Source organism: Marinomonas sp. UCMA 3892, from assembly GCF_012726345.1.
Taxonomy (GTDB): Bacteria; Pseudomonadota; Gammaproteobacteria; order Pseudomonadales; family Marinomonadaceae; genus Marinomonas.
The window spans coordinates 1-18,535 of sequence record NZ_PTXN01000023.1 but is presented as its reverse complement, the minus strand read 5'-3'; the positions used below and the strand labels follow the sequence as shown (position 1 = coordinate 18,535).

The 18,535-nt window shown below is 42.1% G+C and carries 14 protein-coding genes; 3 read left to right on the top strand and 11 right to left on the bottom strand.

Features of this window, described 5'->3' with window-relative positions; genetic code table 11:
• Positions 1–2: 2 nt before the first annotated feature.
• From B6N13_RS21560 to katG, 4 genes are all read right to left on the bottom strand, one after another.
• Positions 3–422 (bottom strand): GNAT family acetyltransferase, encoded by a 420-nt coding sequence (locus tag B6N13_RS21560; protein ID WP_169460569.1) that lies wholly within the window; start codon positions 420–422, stop codon positions 3–5.
• A 14-nt stretch (positions 423–436) separates the two neighbouring features.
• The gene (locus B6N13_RS21555; RefSeq protein ID WP_012069298.1) at positions 437–904 is read right to left on the bottom strand and encodes a DUF2127 domain-containing protein; all 468 of its coding nucleotides are present in this window, start codon (positions 902–904) and stop codon (positions 437–439) included.
• A 171-nt stretch (positions 905–1,075) separates the two neighbouring features.
• The gene (locus B6N13_RS21550) at positions 1,076–2,956 is read right to left on the bottom strand and encodes a methyl-accepting chemotaxis protein (RefSeq protein ID WP_169460568.1); all 1,881 of its coding nucleotides are present in this window, start codon (positions 2,954–2,956) and stop codon (positions 1,076–1,078) included.
• A gap of 255 nt (positions 2,957–3,211) precedes the next feature.
• Positions 3,212–5,425, bottom strand: coding sequence for a catalase/peroxidase HPI (gene katG, locus B6N13_RS21545; RefSeq protein ID WP_211172973.1), 2,214 nt, complete (start codon positions 5,423–5,425; stop codon positions 3,212–3,214).
• Positions 5,426–5,791: 366 nt separating this feature from the next.
• Between katG and codB the strand changes: the two genes are divergently transcribed.
• The 3 genes from codB (at position 5,792) to B6N13_RS21530 (ending at position 10,863) form a co-directional block, all read left to right on the top strand.
• Positions 5,792–7,045, top strand: coding sequence for a cytosine permease (codB, locus tag B6N13_RS21540; RefSeq protein ID WP_169460567.1), 1,254 nt, complete (start codon positions 5,792–5,794; stop codon positions 7,043–7,045).
• 303 nt (positions 7,046–7,348) lie between these two features.
• The gene (gene codA, locus B6N13_RS21535) at positions 7,349–8,605 is read left to right on the top strand and encodes a cytosine deaminase (RefSeq protein ID WP_169460566.1); all 1,257 of its coding nucleotides are present in this window, start codon (positions 7,349–7,351) and stop codon (positions 8,603–8,605) included.
• A 311-nt stretch (positions 8,606–8,916) separates the two neighbouring features.
• Positions 8,917–10,863, top strand: coding sequence for a methyl-accepting chemotaxis protein (locus B6N13_RS21530; RefSeq protein WP_248280411.1), 1,947 nt, complete (start codon positions 8,917–8,919; stop codon positions 10,861–10,863).
• A 92-nt stretch (positions 10,864–10,955) separates the two neighbouring features.
• On the opposite strand, the gene B6N13_RS21525 is transcribed toward B6N13_RS21530, so the two are convergent.
• From B6N13_RS21525 to B6N13_RS21495, 7 genes are all read right to left on the bottom strand, one after another.
• Positions 10,956–11,378: a hypothetical protein gene (locus B6N13_RS21525; protein WP_012069292.1), complete on the bottom strand. Its 423-nt coding sequence runs from the start codon at positions 11,376–11,378 to the stop codon at positions 10,956–10,958.
• A 135-nt stretch (positions 11,379–11,513) separates the two neighbouring features.
• Positions 11,514–12,482 carry a D-2-hydroxyacid dehydrogenase family protein gene (locus tag B6N13_RS21520; RefSeq protein ID WP_169460564.1) on the bottom strand — a complete coding sequence of 323 codons (969 nt, stop codon included), beginning with the start codon at positions 12,480–12,482 and terminating at the stop codon, positions 11,514–11,516.
• 180 nt (positions 12,483–12,662) lie between these two features.
• Entirely contained in the window at positions 12,663–13,838 is a 1,176-nt protein-coding gene (gene fadA, locus B6N13_RS21515) for an acetyl-CoA C-acyltransferase FadA (protein ID WP_169460563.1), read from the bottom strand.
• Positions 13,839–13,865: 27 nt separating this feature from the next.
• Positions 13,866–16,016, bottom strand: coding sequence for a fatty acid oxidation complex subunit alpha FadB (gene fadB / locus B6N13_RS21510; protein ID WP_169460562.1), 2,151 nt, complete (start codon positions 16,014–16,016; stop codon positions 13,866–13,868).
• A gap of 120 nt (positions 16,017–16,136) precedes the next feature.
• Positions 16,137–17,066, bottom strand: a complete 930-nt coding sequence (locus tag B6N13_RS21505; protein WP_169460561.1) for an FAD-binding protein — start codon at positions 17,064–17,066, stop codon at positions 16,137–16,139.
• Positions 17,063–17,815: an electron transfer flavoprotein subunit beta/FixA family protein gene (locus B6N13_RS21500; protein ID WP_012069287.1), complete on the bottom strand. Its 753-nt coding sequence runs from the start codon at positions 17,813–17,815 to the stop codon at positions 17,063–17,065. The genes B6N13_RS21505 and B6N13_RS21500 overlap by 4 nt, the downstream gene beginning before the upstream one ends.
• 278 nt (positions 17,816–18,093) lie before the next feature.
• Positions 18,094–18,535 (bottom strand): IS3 family transposase (locus B6N13_RS21495; protein ID WP_169460560.1); only part of this gene is annotated, 442 nt, incomplete at its 5' end.

The following is an 18,535-nucleotide window of genomic DNA, read 5'->3' as shown; positions in this document are numbered from 1 at the left end:
AATTAATTATCGTGTTCTAAGCGCTTGCCTAAACTAATAACCTGATCCTGACCATAGCCAATCGCATTGTAAAATGCGATGACGGCTTGGTTGGAATTACGGACTTGCAGGTTAATTTTCGGACAACCTTTAGCCAAAATTAATTCTTCAACCGCTTGCATCATGGCTTGTCCGTAGCCTTTTCTTTGGTGATCTGGACTTACAGCAAGATAGTTAATCCAACCACGGTGACCTTCGTAGCCTCCCATAACAGAAGCCACTATTTTATTATTATCGACACCAACCAGAAACAAATCGGCGTCTACTTTTAATTTGCGGTCGATGTCTTTATTGGGATCATTATGCGGAACAACCAAGCCACACTGTTGCCACAAGGTAATGGTAGCGGCCCTATCTTTTTCTTCAAATGGACGAATTTTCATACAACATGACCCTTCTATTTAACAGTCTTTGCTAAGGCCCTTTTGCCCCGTTTAAGTATCCAATACAAGTATGCAACAACCACAAAGTTAAACAAGAGCACTGAAAAGTTAACTAGGTTGGGATTTTGGTAAATGGCGTAGAGTTCAAAGGGAATATAAAGTGAACCACTGATGAAAGCGAACCATTCCGTCCAGCGTAGTTTATGCCATAAACCATAGGCGATAACAAAACGAAAACACGAATACATTAAACAAAGGGTAATAACTAAAAGATGATTTTGCTGAGTCACTTTCTCGACAAAGGTTAACAGCAAATTAACATAATAATTGTTTGGCGAAATTGGCCAATTTTGCATCGCCTTAGCGGCAAGTTGATGAAGATCTTGCTCAGCAATCACATTGACACTCAGAGCCAAGCATAAAGCCAGCAGACCTTTTACCCCATCAACGACCGCAATTGCTTTTAAGCCTTCAAACTTCATAGACGCTACTTCTTTTTAAAAAAGTCAGCATACCTGAATGGGATGACAAAAAAGTGATTACTATATTTTTCCTCCTTTGTTACCAATGGTTATAGAAGCTGACTAATGAGTCATTAAAAAAAGCGAACCAGACTCAAAGGCCTAGCTCGCTTTTATAAAACTTAGAAAAATCTACACTTTAAATTTATCTAATGATCTCGCTTGTTCAACGGTAATCTCAACCATAGTTTCACAAAGCACAGATTGACCTTGTGCCGCATCCGAAACGGACTGACTAATATCACGAATATTCGTAGTATTGCGGTTAATTTCATTGGATGTTGCACTTTGCTCTTCTGCTGCGGCAGCAATTTGCACTGTCATATCATTAATTTCATTAATACTTAAACGAATAGCTTGCAAAGATTGCTTGGCTTTATCGGCAATCTGCTGCGTTGTATTGGCGCCCTCTCGACTTTCAAGAATGGCTTTTTCCGCTCCTCTTACACCGGTTTGCAACTGCTGAATCATTTTCTGAATTTGTTCCGTCGATTCCTGAGTTTTCGAAGCCAAGTTTCGAACTTCATCAGCAACGACAGCAAAGCCTCGGCCCTGCTCTCCAGCTCGCGCCGCTTCAATCGCCGCATTTAAGGCTAACAAGTTAGTCTGATCAGCAATGTCAGTAATAACGGTAAGAATCGATTCTATATTATCGCTGTATTTCACCAAATCATTAATGGTAGTAACTACATCGCCCATTTTATGAGTCAATTCAGCAATCGAAGTGGTCGTGCGATCAACAATAACCTCACCTTCTTTCGCAGCAACATCCGCTTGATTCGCTCGGCTTGCCGCCGTTTGAGCATTGTCAGCCACATCATGGGCTGTGGCTGACATTTCATGCATCGCTGTCGCAAGTTGGTCCAGTTCATTAAGCTGAGTATACAACTGCTTTGAGGACTCTACAGAAGACGCGGCTGTCTTGTCCGTATTTTCACGAATATGACGAGATTGACTTTTCACTTCGCCAATCAATCGCTGTAAATAATCAATAAACTTATTAAATTCACCCGATACATGACCAAATTCATCGTCACTGGTAATCGCAAGACGTTTGGTTAAATCACCTTCTCCGCCATTGATATCTTTTAGCGATTCATGCAAAGCACGAAGTGGTTGTAGCAAACCTGTCACGACAAAATACAGCACGATAGAAACAAGCAAAGCAGCAATTAAGGTTCCCCAAAAAGCCACCCAGCCAAATTCTCTGACACTGGCGAACAATTTATCTTTATCCAACACCACACCGACATACCAATCTGAGCCATACAAATTAGGTAATGGACTAAAAGAAACATACACAGGAGTATCGTCAGTCAGCTGTTTTTCTACCAAGTCTGTACTTAATGTTGGCACACCACCTTGCAGTAAACTAGAAACCGACTTGCCGTTTAAATCCGCATTAGGATGACTAATGATTTTTCCATCTTTACTCAATAAAAAAGCATAACCAGTATTATTAAAGTTAAGTGCATTTACTGACTCAGAGACTGTTTTAAGGCTGATATCACCACCAAAAGTTCCCTTAAACTCACCGCGATCCCGAAAACCTGAAATCACCGAAATTAGCAACTCCCCTTCAACAGACATATATGGCTCTGTCAAAATTGCTTGTTTATAATCCTTACCAAAATTATACCAAGGACGTTTGCGAGCGTCCCAATCAACGGGATTCCAATTTGGGTCATTAGTTATCGGTTTGCCATCGACATCTAAACCGCCGAATAGCTGAATAAATTCTTTTTGATAAATTGGAAGATCAAACGCCTCTTGGATTGTTTTTTTACTAAAACTAGCATCGACTTTCTGCGAAATAACATCAATCAAATCCATTTTATTCTTCAACCAGTTTTCAACTTGTAAAGCCAGTGCCTTACTACTTTCCTGAGTACTCGTTGTGGTTTTCTCAAACAATGCACTTCTAAGACTGCTGTATTGCAACCATGAATATATGGATAATGCTAAAACAACAATAATTGATGCGCACAAGACAACCTTATGAGAGACCTTCATTTTTCACCACCTATTTAATAAACTTAAAACAGCGTCACCGCTTCCATGCAAATTCAATATTAAACTTGATAACACCAAATTATTTCAATTTAACAAGTTACGCTGAAGTTATAACAGCTATTTATAAATCTCTACCTTTACTAGCTTTTTAGTGTAAGAAGTTGGCTTTTTAACGAAGACTGTATAAAAAAAACCCCGAATTCCTTTCGGAAACGGGGTTTGGTGTTGGTAACGCTAATAAATAAAGATAAGAGATTAAGCTAGATCAAAACGATCCAATTCCATTACTTTCGTCCAGGCTGCAATAAAGTCTTTCACAAAGCGCTCTTGTGAATCAGAGCAAGCATACACTTCAGCAATTGCGCGTAGTTGAGAATTTGAACCGAAGACCAAATCCGCACGAGTCGCTGTCCACTTGATCTTACCTGTTGTACGGTCACGCCCTTGGAACTCCTCTTCTTCTTCCGAAGTCGCAAACCACTTAGTTCCCATATCCAATAAGTTGACAAAGAAATCATTGCTTAAGGTTTCTGGCTTGTCAGTGAACACACCATGCTGGGATTGACCAACATTAGCATTCAAAACGCGTAAACCACCTAACAACACGGTCATTTCTGGCGCAGAAAGCGTTAACAACTGCGCTCTATCCACCAGCATTTCTTCCGCCGATACAGTGTACTTACCTTTCAAATAGTTACGGAAACCATCTGCAGCAGGCTCTAAGAAAGCAAAAGATTCCACATCCGTTTGCTCTTGAGAAGCATCAGCACGGCCTGCTGTAAATGGGACTGTAACGCTGTGTCCCGCTGCTTTTGCAGCTTGCTCAACGCCAACAGAGCCACCTAAAACGATCAAGTCAGCAAGGGAAACCTGCTTAGTGGAATCTTGGCGATTAAACTCTGCTTGAATACCTTCTAAAACAGACAACACCTTGGCAAGCTGTTCTGGCTGATTTACGGCCCAGTCTTTTTGTGGCGCCAAACGGATTCGAGCACCATTTGCTCCACCACGCATATCTGAACCGCGGTAAGTCGATGCAGATGCCCAAGCTGTCGATACCAATTGCGCAACTGTCAAACCCGAAGCCTGAATTTTTGCTTTAAGATCCAAAATATCTTGATCATTAATGGTGACGTAAGTCACGGCTGGAATCGGGTCTTGCCATACTAACTCTTCTTGTGGCACCAAAGGCCCAAGGTAACGAGCTACTGGCCCCATGTCACGGTGAGTCAATTTAAACCAAGCACGAGCAAACGCATCGGCAAGTTGATCTGGATTTTCGTAAAAACGTTTAGAAATTGGTGCGTAAATTGGATCATCACGTAACGCCAAATCCGATGTAAACATAATTGGTGCATGGCGTTTAGATGAATCGTGAGCATCTGGAACAGAATTAGCTGCCGCGCCATCTTTTGGCGTCCACTGCCAAGCACCAGCTGGGCTTTTAGTCAATTCCCAATCGTATTCAAATAAGTTTTCGAAGTAACCATTATCCCAAGCAATTGGGCTTTTCGTCCAAGCGCCTTCTAGTCCGCTAGAAATAGTATCGACACCTTTACCCGTGCCCATGCTATTGCTCCAACCAAAACCTTGCTCGGCTATGCCTGCTGCTTCAGGGTCAGCGCCAACTTGAGCTGCATCGCCCGCACCATGGGCTTTACCAAAGGTATGACCACCAGCAATAAGGGCAACGGTTTCTTCGTCATTCATCGCCATTCGACCAAAGGTATCGCGAATATCACGAGCAGAGGCTAACGTATCTGGCTTGCCTTCTGGACCCTCTGGATTGACATAAATTAAACCCATTTGTACCGCAGCTAATGGATTTTCTAATTCACGATCACCGGTATAACGCTCGTCATCTAACCAAGTTTTCTCTGTTCCCCAATAAATGTCTTCTTCTGGTTGCCATACGTCAACACGACCACCAGCAAAGCCGAATGTTTTGAATCCCATGGATTCTAGTGCGCAGTTACCAGCCAATATCATTAAATCGGCCCAAGAGATCTTACGACCGTATTTTTGCTTAATAGGCCAAAGCAAGCGACGTGCTTTGTCTAGGTTAACGTTATCTGGCCAGCTGTTTAATGGTGCAAAACGTTGGGTACCTGAAGTGGCACCGCCACGGCCGTCGGCTGTACGGTAAGTACCAGCACTGTGCCACGCCATACGAATAAAGAATGGACCATAGTGTCCATAGTCGGCAGGCCACCAATCTTGTGAGTCTGTCATCAAGGCAAACAAATCTTGGCGAATCGCTTCAAGATCTAAACTATTAAATTCTTTAGCGTAATCAAAGTCTTCACCCATCGGATTGGACTTTGGCGAATGCTGATGCAGAATGTTTAAGTTTAACTGGTTGGGCCACCAGTCTTTGTTAGATGTACCGCGACCTGATGATTGATTTGTACCAGCGGCACCGTGATTAAAAGGACACTTACCTTCGTTTGACATATTTTCTTTAGACATGACTGTCTCTCCTGCTTGCTGCTTAGAACATTTATTTTTCAATAACGCTTAATTAACTATAGTTATAAACTTAAAAAGAGTAAGTAACTAATAAATAAAAACTAAGACTACGATAGCCTAAACTGGCCACCAGCTGTTTTATTGCTATCAAATGGTGCATCCAGCATTCAAAAACATAAGTATTCAAGGTTAACTAAAACCCAGCTATGTATAAGTTAACTAATGATTATTACTATTCTTGGTCATCTCGCCATAAACTCATTTCTTATACCGTGTTTAGCCAAAACTGGTTCACAAGTTGCTTAGTCAGGTAAAGCAAGGCCACAAATGAAAGCGACTTTAACTTAACCATCATGGGAAACGACTATGACTCAATCAGATTATCCATTAATTGAAGTGCCTCAAAACCAACGTCGAGGATTGCTACCGATGGCAGTGATTCTGCTTGGCTTCACTTTTTTTACTGCCACCATGTGGGCTGGAGGTACATTAGGTACAGCCTTTTCTTTTGCCGAATTACTCTTGGTCATTTTTGTCGGCAACTTGCTTCTTGGTCTTTATGCTTCATGTCTAGCATTCATTGCCTATAAGAGTGGTTTAAACAGCGTTTTAATGGGTCGATTTTGTTTTGGTGAAATTGGTAGCAAACTAGCCGACTTCATCTTGGGCTTTACTCAAATAGGTTGGTACGCATGGGGAACGGCAACGCTCGCTATTGTGTTGGTTAAAATCACGGGCATACCAGAAGTATGGCAAACGCCATTAATGATTTTGTTTGGTATGGCTTTTTGTATCACCGCCATGATTGGCTTTCGAGGCATGGATATTTTGTCCCGCATCGCCGTTCCTGCCATGCTCTTGTTTATTTTAATTAGTCTTTATACTGGCTTAGTCGATGTAGGTGGACTCTCAGCTTTATTTGGTATTGAGCCAACACAAAGTTTGAGCTTCACCGCCGCCATCACCATCGTCATAGGTACGTTTGTCAGCGGCGCCACTCAGGCAACCAATTGGAGTCGTTTTGCGAACAGTGGCAAGGTCGCTATTTGGGCAACCATGGGCGCATTCTTTATCGGCAATGGTTTGATGGTATTAACCGGAGCGCTTGGTACGTTAATTTATCAACAAGCGGATATTGTCGATGTTATGCTCGCTCAAGGCTTTATGATTCTGGCTGTGCTTATGCTATTTCTTAATATCTGGACCACTCAAGACAATACCATTTATAACTTTGCCGTTGCTGGGTGTAACCTTCTTCGCACCGATAAACGTCGAATTGTGACCGTCACTGGGGCAGCCATTGGCACAGTCATGGCTGTGTTTGGTATGTACAATTTCCTTATTCCATTTTTAGTATTACTGGGAACATTTATCCCGCCTATTGGTGGCGTCATCATGGCGGACTTTTGGTTACGCCATAAAGGTCAGTATCCTTTACTAGCCGATGTAAACCTTCCCGCTTTTAACTGGATTGGGCTTGGCGCTTATGCTATTGCGTCTGCAGCGGCCTATCTATCTCCTGTTATGCCACCTATTGTTGGGGTCTTTGTGGCCATTGTGGCTTATGGCATATTATCTTTTCTAACCCATAGACAAACGGTCACCGCACTAGGAAACTAATGAGTATTTGTTGCGCAGATATACCTCGTCTACCCGGCTCGAAAGCATCAGCTTTCGAGCCGGTTTAACTGGAGGTCAACGTATTGTCTGCTGGCCTTATGTTGCAGAGAACGACTCCATTCAACCATGGGGCAGTGGTGGTAAGCTGTTTTTTGTCACCGGAACAACGCTTAGGCTATTCTTTACAAGACCCATTTTTGCGACTCAACTTACAAAATGCTCTACTCATTGAACAAATCATATTTCACCATCACAACTTTGATGATCAGGCCGTCACGCCTGACCCAAAAGGATTGAATTTTTATGCAAATCATCAACGCCCGTTTACGCCAACGTCCAGAGCTATTTTCCATCTACATAGACAAAGGCCGTTTCAGTAAAATTGAAGTTCAAGAAAGCACGCAAGTAGCATCCGACAATGCAATAGATGCTGGCGGTAATTTAATTTGCGCCCCTTTTGTTGAGCCTCATATCCACCTTGATGCAGCTCTAACAGCCGGTGAACCAGAATGGAACCAAAGTGGTACCTTGTTTGAAGGCATTGAACGCTGGCGTCAACGAAAACCCATGCTGAATGAAGAAGATATCCGCCGACGAGTGCTATCAACAATAGAGCTTTTGGTGCAAAACGGTGTTCAAGCCATTCGAACCCATGCAGATACTACAGATCCAACATTAATTGGTGTTCGAACACTTTGCGCTTTACGGGATGAGCTAAAAGACAAAATCGACTTGCAAGTGGTGGCCTTCCCACAAGATGGCATGTTGTCTTACCCAAATGGCTTAAAATTAATGGAAGAAGCCTTGGAAATTGGTGCTGATGTGGTTGGCGGCATTCCACATTTTGAATACACGCGCGAGTTAGGAGAAAAGTCCGTCAAACTCATCATTGAGTTGGCTCAAAAATACGATCGCTTGGTCGATGTCCATTGTGACGAAATTGACGACCCGAACTCTCGGTTCTTAGAGTTTCTCGCTCATGAAGCCTTACTCCATGACATGGGCTCAAAAGTCACCGCTAGCCACACGACAGCGATGCACTCTTATGACAACGCCTATTGTTCAAAGCTATTCCGATTGCTGAAAAATTCTGGCATCAACTTCATCTCTTGCCCCACCGAAAGCATTCACTTACAAGGCCGTTTTGACACTTATCCAAAACGTCGTGGAGTGACCAGAGTCAAAGAACTAAGAGAAGCCAATATCAATGTGTGCTTGGGTCAAGATTCTATCTTCGATCCATGGTATTCACTCGGCAATGGCAAACTACTACGGACATTAGATTATGCCATGCATATTTGCCAAATGATGGGCTATCAAGACTACGCTCGTGCACTAGATATGATTACCGACAACAGCGCTCGCACTATGTGCTTAAAAAATTACGGAATTCAAGAAGGTAATGCAGCAAACTTTATCTTATTGGAAGGGCAAGATGATTACAGCGTGCTGCGTAAACAAGGAGAGGTTTTACTGTCTGTTCGTCGCGGTGAAATTATTATGCAACGCCAACCATCTCAGGTGATAACTCCACCTTGGATTACACAAGCGACAAAATAATCTACAAGTGAATATTCCTTCAATGAAAAGGTGAATGATATAGCACTTTCACCTTTTCTGTACGTCTAATTCCCATTAAAACAAAATAAGTAGCTAACAATAAAACAAAATAAGTAGCTAACAATAAAACAAAAGATCAGATCAAAATTTGATCATTTTTTTGCGCTTACAAACATCTTTTCCTAGACTGTAAATAACTTAAAAATGATAAAGGATTATATATGCGCGTCCATTCAATTCGAATCAAAATGATGCTTCCAATCATTTTTCTCTCAGCAATTTTGATCTGCCTTTTTATCTTTATGATGCTAATGAGCAGTATTCAAAAAAATAATATGAAACGACAAGCAGAGCATTATTTCGAAGCAATCTCAGTTGTATTAAATGCAGATAGAGATATTTATCAAGCCCGTTTAGCACAAGAAAAAATGCTAAATGGTAAAGCCCCTAATAAAGAAAATGAGGTCGACTTTCGAGAAAACGCCCAGCAAGTTTTTGATCGTTTTCAACTTTATAGAAAGTATCTTCAAGACGAACCTCAAGAGCTACTAACCCCCTTTAAATCTTTTGAAGAACTCTATAATTCTTGGGTAAATTCAAGCGAAAGATTGATCACATCATCAAACGGCAGCATGCAGTTTTCAAACGCTATGATAGAGCTCGATCAGAAATTCCAAGTCATTCGGGACATGCTGGATAAAGCCGGTGAGAAACTACATGATTATACCAACGAACATAAAGACGAATTCAACTCAGCCAATGAATTAAACCATTTTATAGAAGCCATTACCGAAGTCCTCAACGCTGACCGCGACCTCTATCAAGCTCGCCTCGCCCACCAAAGAATACTCAATGGCATTGGTGATAAAGAAGCCAATAAAGAAGAGTTTAGATTAAACGGTAAACAAGCCATAGACAGGTTTAGAGCTTACCGAGGTTATTTAGTTAACGAGCCCGAGCTTACAAAACCTTATGACGAGTTTAGCGGGCTCTTCAATGAATGGTACGAAGGCAGTCTTGATCAAATTAGCTCTCCAGAATCAGATTTAGTTAAAAAACTACCACAAGAAATTGTTGAAGCTGACAAAAATTTCGCTGAAATTCGCGAGCTATTAGACAAAGCAGGTGAAACAGTAAGAAAACACGCTCGAGACATGGAACAACAAACAGCTGAAAACGTCGAACAAAACCAAAAACTTGCTATGACATTAACGGTAATCGCGTTTATTTTTGCAATGGCTTTTGGTTATTACGTTCCACTCAAAATAACTCGTAATGTGGAAAGTATGGCACGCCGGATTAGAGAGATCGCCGAAGGTGATGGTGATTTAACCCAACGAATTAACTCAAGCGCTAAAGACGAACTTGGCGATCTTGCTAAAGAGTTCGACGGTTTTGTTGAACAACTACGATCAATCATTAGCAATATACATAAACAATCATCGGCTCTTGGCAGCATGACAACAGAATTAAAGAATGCCTCCGAAACCACTAATAATATAACTCATGCTCTAGTGGATGCATCGTCATCTATGATCAGTGCTGGACAAGAAATGAATGTATCTAACCAGCAGATGGCGGAAGTTGCAAAAGACACCGAAGCTGAAGCAACCACTTCAAGCCAATTAACCGAACAAGGTATTCAAGCAGTAAATACGTCACACAAAGCCATTTCCAGTCTAATCAGTAATATCGAAGAATCATTGAAACGAGCAGAAGAGTTAGAAAAAAGCTCAGAAAATATTTCCTCCGTACTTGAAGTGATTAGAAACATTGCCGAACAAACCAACCTATTGGCCTTAAACGCAGCCATCGAGGCTGCTCGAGCTGGGGAACAAGGTCGTGGTTTTGCCGTGGTTGCAGATGAAGTACGAACATTGGCAACCCGTACACAGAACAGTACAGATGAAATAGAAACCATTATTGAACAACTCAAACAGAATGTTAAAGAGTCCTCTATTTCCACTCAAAACAGCCGGAGCAACGCCGATAACACAGCAGCTAACTTCGACAACGTCATCAACATTTTTGACTCTCTAAATCATTCCTTTGAAAAAGTACAACAAATGGCCTCAAAAACAGCCCAAGCTACAATCGAACAAGCAGCGCTGTCCGACGGTATAAACCAGAGCCTTATGCTGCTAAAAGAGCAAACCAACGGTGTGAAAGATGTTTCAAACCTAATAAACAAACAGTCCACACAAATCACAGAATTGTATAAAACACTTAACAACGAAGTAGGAAACTTTAAAATCTAGTGTTACTAGAGGTAGAAATTAGTAAAAGATAAAGTGAGCTATAAATAGCGTCTTGCTCTTTAACATTAGCAGTTAAAGAGCAAGACAGTTAATTAATTATTCTCTACAGGACAGTTTTCCATACCAACGCGATACGTTGATACGGCTCCCATCCCCGCAAATTTACGGAAAGCATTAAATGCATCATAGCTAGGCTTATAGCTCACGGTATAATTCATATTTACTTGTGAACCATAATTGCCACAGCAGTTAGGGCTAAAAGATGCATCTTGGCTAATGACTTGAAAGTCTTCTAAATTATTCGTTTTACCAAAAGCAATAAGCTCTTCTGTTTTGGCTTTATATATCGCCCCAACATCTATGTCGCTATTAGGCGGAAGGTTTTCCATGTAAGAAAAAGACGTTATATCTTTGATTTCACAGACAGGCGCCTCAGTGGTTTCTTCAGCAACTAATAAACTAGAAGAAACTAAGGCTGACACTGCAACAAACAGCTTAGGTACAAAAAATTTCATCGCGACATCCTATGTAATTTAAAATATATCCAGTGGCGTAATGAGAAGTCATTGCGCAGATTGATTAAAAGCTTTAGCCAATAAATGTTAACACGAATTAACGGAGCTAATAACAACGTTAATTCGCGTCCGATCTTATGGATTAACAACCAAGTTTTCCGCTTTACCGTTGGCGAAAGCCACAACATTTTCAAAAGCAATTTTGAAGTAAAGCTCATAACTGTTCTTTTCGACATAACCAATGTGCGGCGTACATAGTACATTGGGGAGTGATAACAAAGGCTCATTATTAGTATTCGCAGGTTCTGTCTCAAACACGTCGACGGCAGCACGTTTACTTGGATTCAATGACATCTCACTATACAAGGCACCACTTTCAATAAGCTCTGCTCTACTGGTATTTACGAGCAAAGAGTCCGATTTCATCAAGGCTAAATCCGCTTGCGTCACTATGGCTTTAGTTGCGTCATTAAGTCGCAAATGCAAAGTAATAACATCTGCCGTTTTAAAAAAATCTTCTTTGGAGACAGCCGCTAAAAAGCCATGCTCTTGGGCTAATGACCTTGAGCTTTCGCTTCCCCAAACCAGTACCTTCATGCCGAAAGCTTTCGCATACTGCGCAATACGTTGGCCTATTTTACCGTAGCCCCAAATCCCCAACATTGACCCATTCAATACTCGACCTAACCCTAAAGAACCAGACTGTTGCCAATAGCCTTGTGAAAATTGCCCAACGTATTCAGGAATATGTCGACTCGCAGACATAATAAGACCCCAGCATAATTCAGATGGCGCAACCGGAGAACCAACACCTTCCGCCACAGCAACCCCGTATTTTTGGCAGAGCTTGGCATCAATGTGATTACTGATTTTTCCTGTTTGACTAATCAGTTTTAAATTAGGTAAGTTAGCAAGCAATTCTTCAGAGATCACCGTGCGCTCTCGTATCAAAACCAAAGCGTCAAAATCCTTTAGCTTAGCGACCAACTCTTCTGTATTAGTAAAAGTCTCATTAAATACATGTACATCATGACCTTGTAATACTTGGAAACAAGCAAGATCTTTAACACAATTCTGGTAATCATCTAATACGGCTACTTTCACGCAACAATCCTCGTTTACTCATCTGATATCGCTTGGTTAATGGTGCTTATCATCGACCAAGATAGTACAAAACACCAGAGCAAAAAAAGCCCCGCACATGGCGGGGCTAAAGACAGAGATTACAATTTGCTGTTCTAGAGCAAGGAGGCACACAACTTCATGTACTTAGTTCAATATTACTTAAATGCGCTCGAATACCGTCGCTATACCCTGCCCCATACCAATACACATGGTTGCTAGGCCAACGGTCGCGTCTTTTTCACGCATCACATTTAGCAAGGTCGTTGAAATGCGAGTACCAGAGCAACCAAGCGGATGACCAAGGGCAATCGCGCCACCGTTCAAGTTCACTTTATCATCGACAAGATCCAGCAAGCCAAGATCTTTAAGTACTGGAATAGACTGGGCAGCGAAGGCTTCGTTTAGCTCAACAATATCGATATCCGCAATCGTCAAACCAGCACGTTTTAGCGCTTTCTTCGTTGCAGGTACTGGACCATAACCCATAATAGCTGGATCACAACCCGCTACTGCCATGCTGCGTACTTTAGCAATTGGCGTTAGGCCAAGCTCTTCGGCTTTCTTAGCAGACATCATCAGCATAGCCGACGCACCATCAGACAAAGCGGAAGACGTACCCGCCGTTACAGTACCCACTTTAGGCATAAACACCGGTGCTAATTTCGCTAAAGATTCCATAGAGGTTTCTGGACGAATCACTTCATCCACTTCAACGAGGATCTTATTACCATCTGCATCATGACCTTCAATAGATACGATTTCGTTATTGAAACGCCCTTGCAAAGTCGCTTCGTGGGCAAGACGATGTGAACGTACCGCAAAGGCATCTTGGTCTTCACGACTCACACCGTGCATTTTGCCCAACATTTCGGCAGTCACCCCCATCATCATAGAAGCTTTCGCCATATGTTTTGACAGCGCTGGGTTTACATCTACCCCATGCATCATGCCAACATGCCCCATATGCTCGACACCGCCTACAACAAATACATCACCTTGTCCTGTCATAATAGCTTGAGCCGCTGTATGAATGGCTGACATAGATGAACCACAAAGGCGGTTCACGGTTTGTGCTGCACATGTAATAGGCAAACCTGCTAATAAAGACACAGCACGCGCCATGTTAAAACCTTGCTCTAAGGTTTGGTTAACGCAACCCCAGATTAAATCTTCAACGTCTTTTTGATCCACATTTGGATTGCGTTTGAACAATTCTTTTACTAGCGCTGCAGATAAGTTTTCTGCTCGCACATTACGGAATACGCCATTTTTCGTTTTCCCCATTGGTGAGCGAACGGCGTCGATAATGACGACATCATTTGGATTCAGTTTCATGGAAATTCTCCTCTAGCCTATGGGAAATTATGCGCCGTAATAAGTGTCGTTATTCTTCGCCATTTCACGCATTTTTGCGGTTGGCTCGTACAACTTACCTAAGTGGCTGTATTTATCTGCAAGGTCACAAAAGGCCTGCAGTCCCATTTGATCTAAGTAGTGCAAAGCACCGCCAAGGTATGGAGGGAAACCAATACCGTAAATCAATCCCATGTCAGCTTCTGCCGCCGATGCCACGATATTTTCTTCAAGGCAACGTACTGTTTCAATACAAAGTGGAATCATCATCCGTGCCACTATGTCGTCTTCGCTCAACTCAGACTTCGACACAACTATGGAAGAAAGTAAAACATCGATTTCTTCATTAAAGATTTTCTTCGGTTTACCTTTACGATCTGGTTCGTAAGTATAAAAACCTTTACCGTTTTTCTGACCAAAACGCTCTAACTCGAACAAACAATCTACTGCGTTTGTGCCTTCATGCTTCATTCGATCTGGAAAGCCTTCTGCCATAACTTGATCCGCATGATAAGCCGTATCGATACCAACCACGTCAAGCAAATAAGCAGGCCCCATTGGCCAACCGAATTTTTCCATGGTTTTATCTACCACTTGGAAATCCGCGCCTTCCTGCATCATCAAGGAGAAACCAGCAAAGTAAGGGAACAACACACGGTTAACTAGGAACCCTGGACAGTCATTTACCACAACAGGTGTTTTACCCATAGCTTGAGCATAAGCAACCGTTTTGGCAATTGCAGCATCGCTGGTTTTTTCACCGCGAATAACTTCGACCAAAGCCATACGGTGCACAGGGTTAAAGAAATGCATACCACAGAAATTTTCTGGGCGTTTTAGATCTTTTGCCAATTCAGTAATGGAAATAGTTGAAGTATTAGACGTCAAAATAGCGTCGTCTGAGATCTTAGTTTCTACTTCAGCCAAAACAGATTTTTTGATTTTAACGTTTTCAACAACCGCTTCGACTACTAGATCAACATGTTCAAATTCGCCATAGCTCAAAGCAGGAATAATTGCATTCATTGCTTTAAAGGCTTTTTCGGTTGTTAAACGTCCGCGCTCTACTTGACCATTGAATAGCTTATTCGCTTCGCTCAAACCTAACTCTAGGGCTTCAGGACGAATATCTTTCATGATAATTGGTGTGCCTTTTGACGCAGACTGATAGGCAACACCACCACCCATAATACCTGCACCCAATACCGCAGCTTGCTTAACTGGCGTCGCATTTTTAGCGTATCTGCCTGCCGTTTTCTTAATCTGTTGATCACTTAAAAATAAGTTCACTAAAGATTTCGCTACTGGGCCCTTAGCAAGTTTAATAAAACCTTTGATTTCGGTATCAAGGGCTTTTTCCATATCTTGGCTGATGCCTTTTTCAATGGTTTTAATCGCAGCCATTGGCGCAGGGTAATGTTTACCCGCTTTCGCACCAACTACACCGCGTACCGATTCGAAAACCATCATTTTTTCAATAGGAGTAAATTCCATTGGTGCGCGTAATTCATCACGACGAGCGTGGTAGTTCAACTTTCCATCCAGCACTTGCTGAATAAGATGACGAGCTGACTCATTGACTTTCGCTGCAGGCACAACCGCATCAACCGCACCATCTTTAAAAGCATCTTCGCTGCGTTTCTGAGCACCACCACAAATCCACTCACAAGCGTTATCGGCACCGATTAAACGAGGTAAGCGAACGGTACCACCCCAACCTGGGTAAATACCCAGTTGAGTTTCTGGTAAACCGATTTTCGCTGTGTCAGCCATCACGCGATAATCACAAGCCAAGGCCAACTCCATGCCGCCACCAAGAGCAATACCATTAATAGCGGCTACCGTTGGGCAACATAGGTTAGAGATGTCATTAAAAATGCTGTGAGCGTGACGCAATTTATCGGCTAAATCATCGTCCTCAAGCTTGAACCAAGAGGTAAATTCGGTAATGTCCGCACCTACGACAAAAACATCTTTTGCACTGGCAAAAATAACACCTTGTAAGTCATCAATGTGTTTTAGCGCAGTAACGGCTTCGGCCAATTCATTCAAGGTAAGACTATTGAATTTATTGACCGATTCACCGACCAAATCCAGAGTAACGGTTGCTACGCCGGCATCATCGACTGCAACCTTGACTGCTTGTCCTTCGAAAATCATGCTGGTCTCCAGTTATTTTTATTTTGATAGTGGTGAAACAATCTTTCACCACTATCCGGTATTTAAAAAGCTGTTTAAGCTTTGTCAAAAAGCTTAAACAGGCGACTTTCTATTAAAAAATTACAAGCTTTTTTCTAGCTCAGGTACGGCATCAAACAAGTCAGCAACCAATCCATAATCAGCTACTTGGAAGATAGGTGCATCTTCATCTTTGTTAATTGCAACAATAACCTTAGAGTCTTTCATCCCAGCTAAATGCTGAATAGCACCAGAAATACCCACAGCAATGTAAAGATCTGGCGCAACAGTTTTACCGGTTTGACCAACTTGCAAATCATTTGGCACAAAACCAGCATCCACTGCGGCACGTGAAGCACCAATAGCGGCGCCTAGTTTATCCGCGACACCTTCAAGTAATTTGAAGTTATCACCATTCCCCATACCACGACCACCCGAAATAATTACATTGGCCGCAGTCAACTCTGGGCGATCAGTCTCTGCAAGTTGCTCTTTAACAAAACGACTGCGCTCAGAATTGATTACTTGAGACAATACTTGGCGTTCTGCGCTGCCACCGGAGCTAGCCGCGGCATCAAAGCCAGTTGCTCGAACTGTAAGAACTTTTACTGCGTCAGTTGTTTTAACAGTAGCAATAGCATTGCCAGCATAAATAGGACGAACAAATGTGTCGGCCGACTCAACTTTAATAACATCAGACAGCTGAGCAACATTCAAAAGTGCCGCTACACGTGGCAAGGTATTTTTCCCAGTCGTGGTTGCAGGCGCTAAAATATGTCCATAACCCTCAGCAACGTCGACAATTAATTTAGAAACATTTTCAGCCAACTGATGCTCATAGGCTGCATTATCTGCCACTAAAACTTTTGTCACCCCAGCGACTTGTGATGCTTGTTCAACAACCGTTTGGCATTCAAAGCCAACAACGAGCATATGAACTTCGGCATCAATTTGTGTGGCTGCGGTTACTGTATTTAGCGTCGCAGGCTTAAGAGATTTATTGTCGTGTTCTGCAATGATTAAAACGCTCATGACACCACCTTCGCTTCATTTTTAAGTTTGTCTACTAACTCAGCAACCGAGCCCACTTTAATACCACCAGCGCGTTGTGGCGGCGGAGTAACAGATACGATGCTGACATTAGACCCAACTTCTACACCTAGATCGGCAGGTGTTTTTACATCCAATGGTTTTTTCTTGGCTTTCATAATATTTGGTAAAGAAGCAAAACGTGGCTCATTTAAACGCAAGTCCGTAGTAACAACCGCGGGCAGGGTAATCGCCAAGGTCTGCAAACCGCCATCAATTTCACGAGTAACTTGTGCTTCGCCATTTTCAATAACCACCTCTGACGCAAAAGTCGCTTGGGGGTAATCCAATAACGCTGCGACCATTTGGCCTGTTTGGTTATTATCTGAGTCAATGGCTTGTTTACCCATAATCACTAAATCTGCCGCTTCTTCTTGGGCAACTTTTGCGATCAATTTGGCAACGGACAATGAATCTAAACCATCTTCCGCTTCCACTTGAATGGCGCGGTCTGCACCTAATGCCATTGCTGTACGCAAAGTTTCTTGGCAAGACTTTGAACCAACAGAAACAACCACAACTTCAGAAGCAACACCTTTCTCTTTTAAGCGAATAGCTTCTTCCACGGCGATTTCACAGAAAGGGTTCATGGACATTTTGACGTTGGTAAGATCGACCGCTGTATGGTCGGATTTGACACGAACCTTGACGTTATAGTCTATGACTCGCTTTACAGATACTAAAATTTTCATAAGCCCCTCGTATTTATTATTAAGTTCTGTTTCATGCATTCAACCTTAACTTTCACTAGATTGATTACATATTAATATTCCCTATCAATAGAACTCTTCACTTACCCTCTATAGTAGTTTGGGAATGCTTTTCATCAATAACAAAAAAGCGCCAGTTAACTGACAAAAATATTCAAGTCTCGTTCTAATGACGCATTATCTATTAAAAAGGCTCCGAACCCTTTCAACTCAATTAGTCTAGCCTTATGTCTCGTCCTAAAATACGTTGACGATTTTTGTTAAGCCAGTATGGATTCCATACTGGCTTTTTCATGCACTTCTTCTGGTGTTTTCATATTTAGACTTAAGTGAGGTCGATACCTATTATAAATATCAATAGACTCACTAATATGCCTTTCTAACTCTTTAAAAGTTCTGCATCTTCCAATCAAAAATTCTTGCTTCAATATGCCATTCACCCTTTCTGCTAACGCATTTTGGTAGCAGTCATAGCCATCTGTCATCGACGGTCGTATTTTATTACGTTGTAATTCTTTTTGATAAAGAGCCGAACAATACTGCGACCCTCTATCTGAATGATGCGTTAGTGGCTTTGTCGTTTTACGAGACTGAACCGCTTTCTTTAAGGCTTTAACGACATTGTCTGCTTTCATATCATGACTGAGTTTATACCCCATGATTTTTCGATTAAAAGCGTCTGTCACAAGCGAGAGATAATGC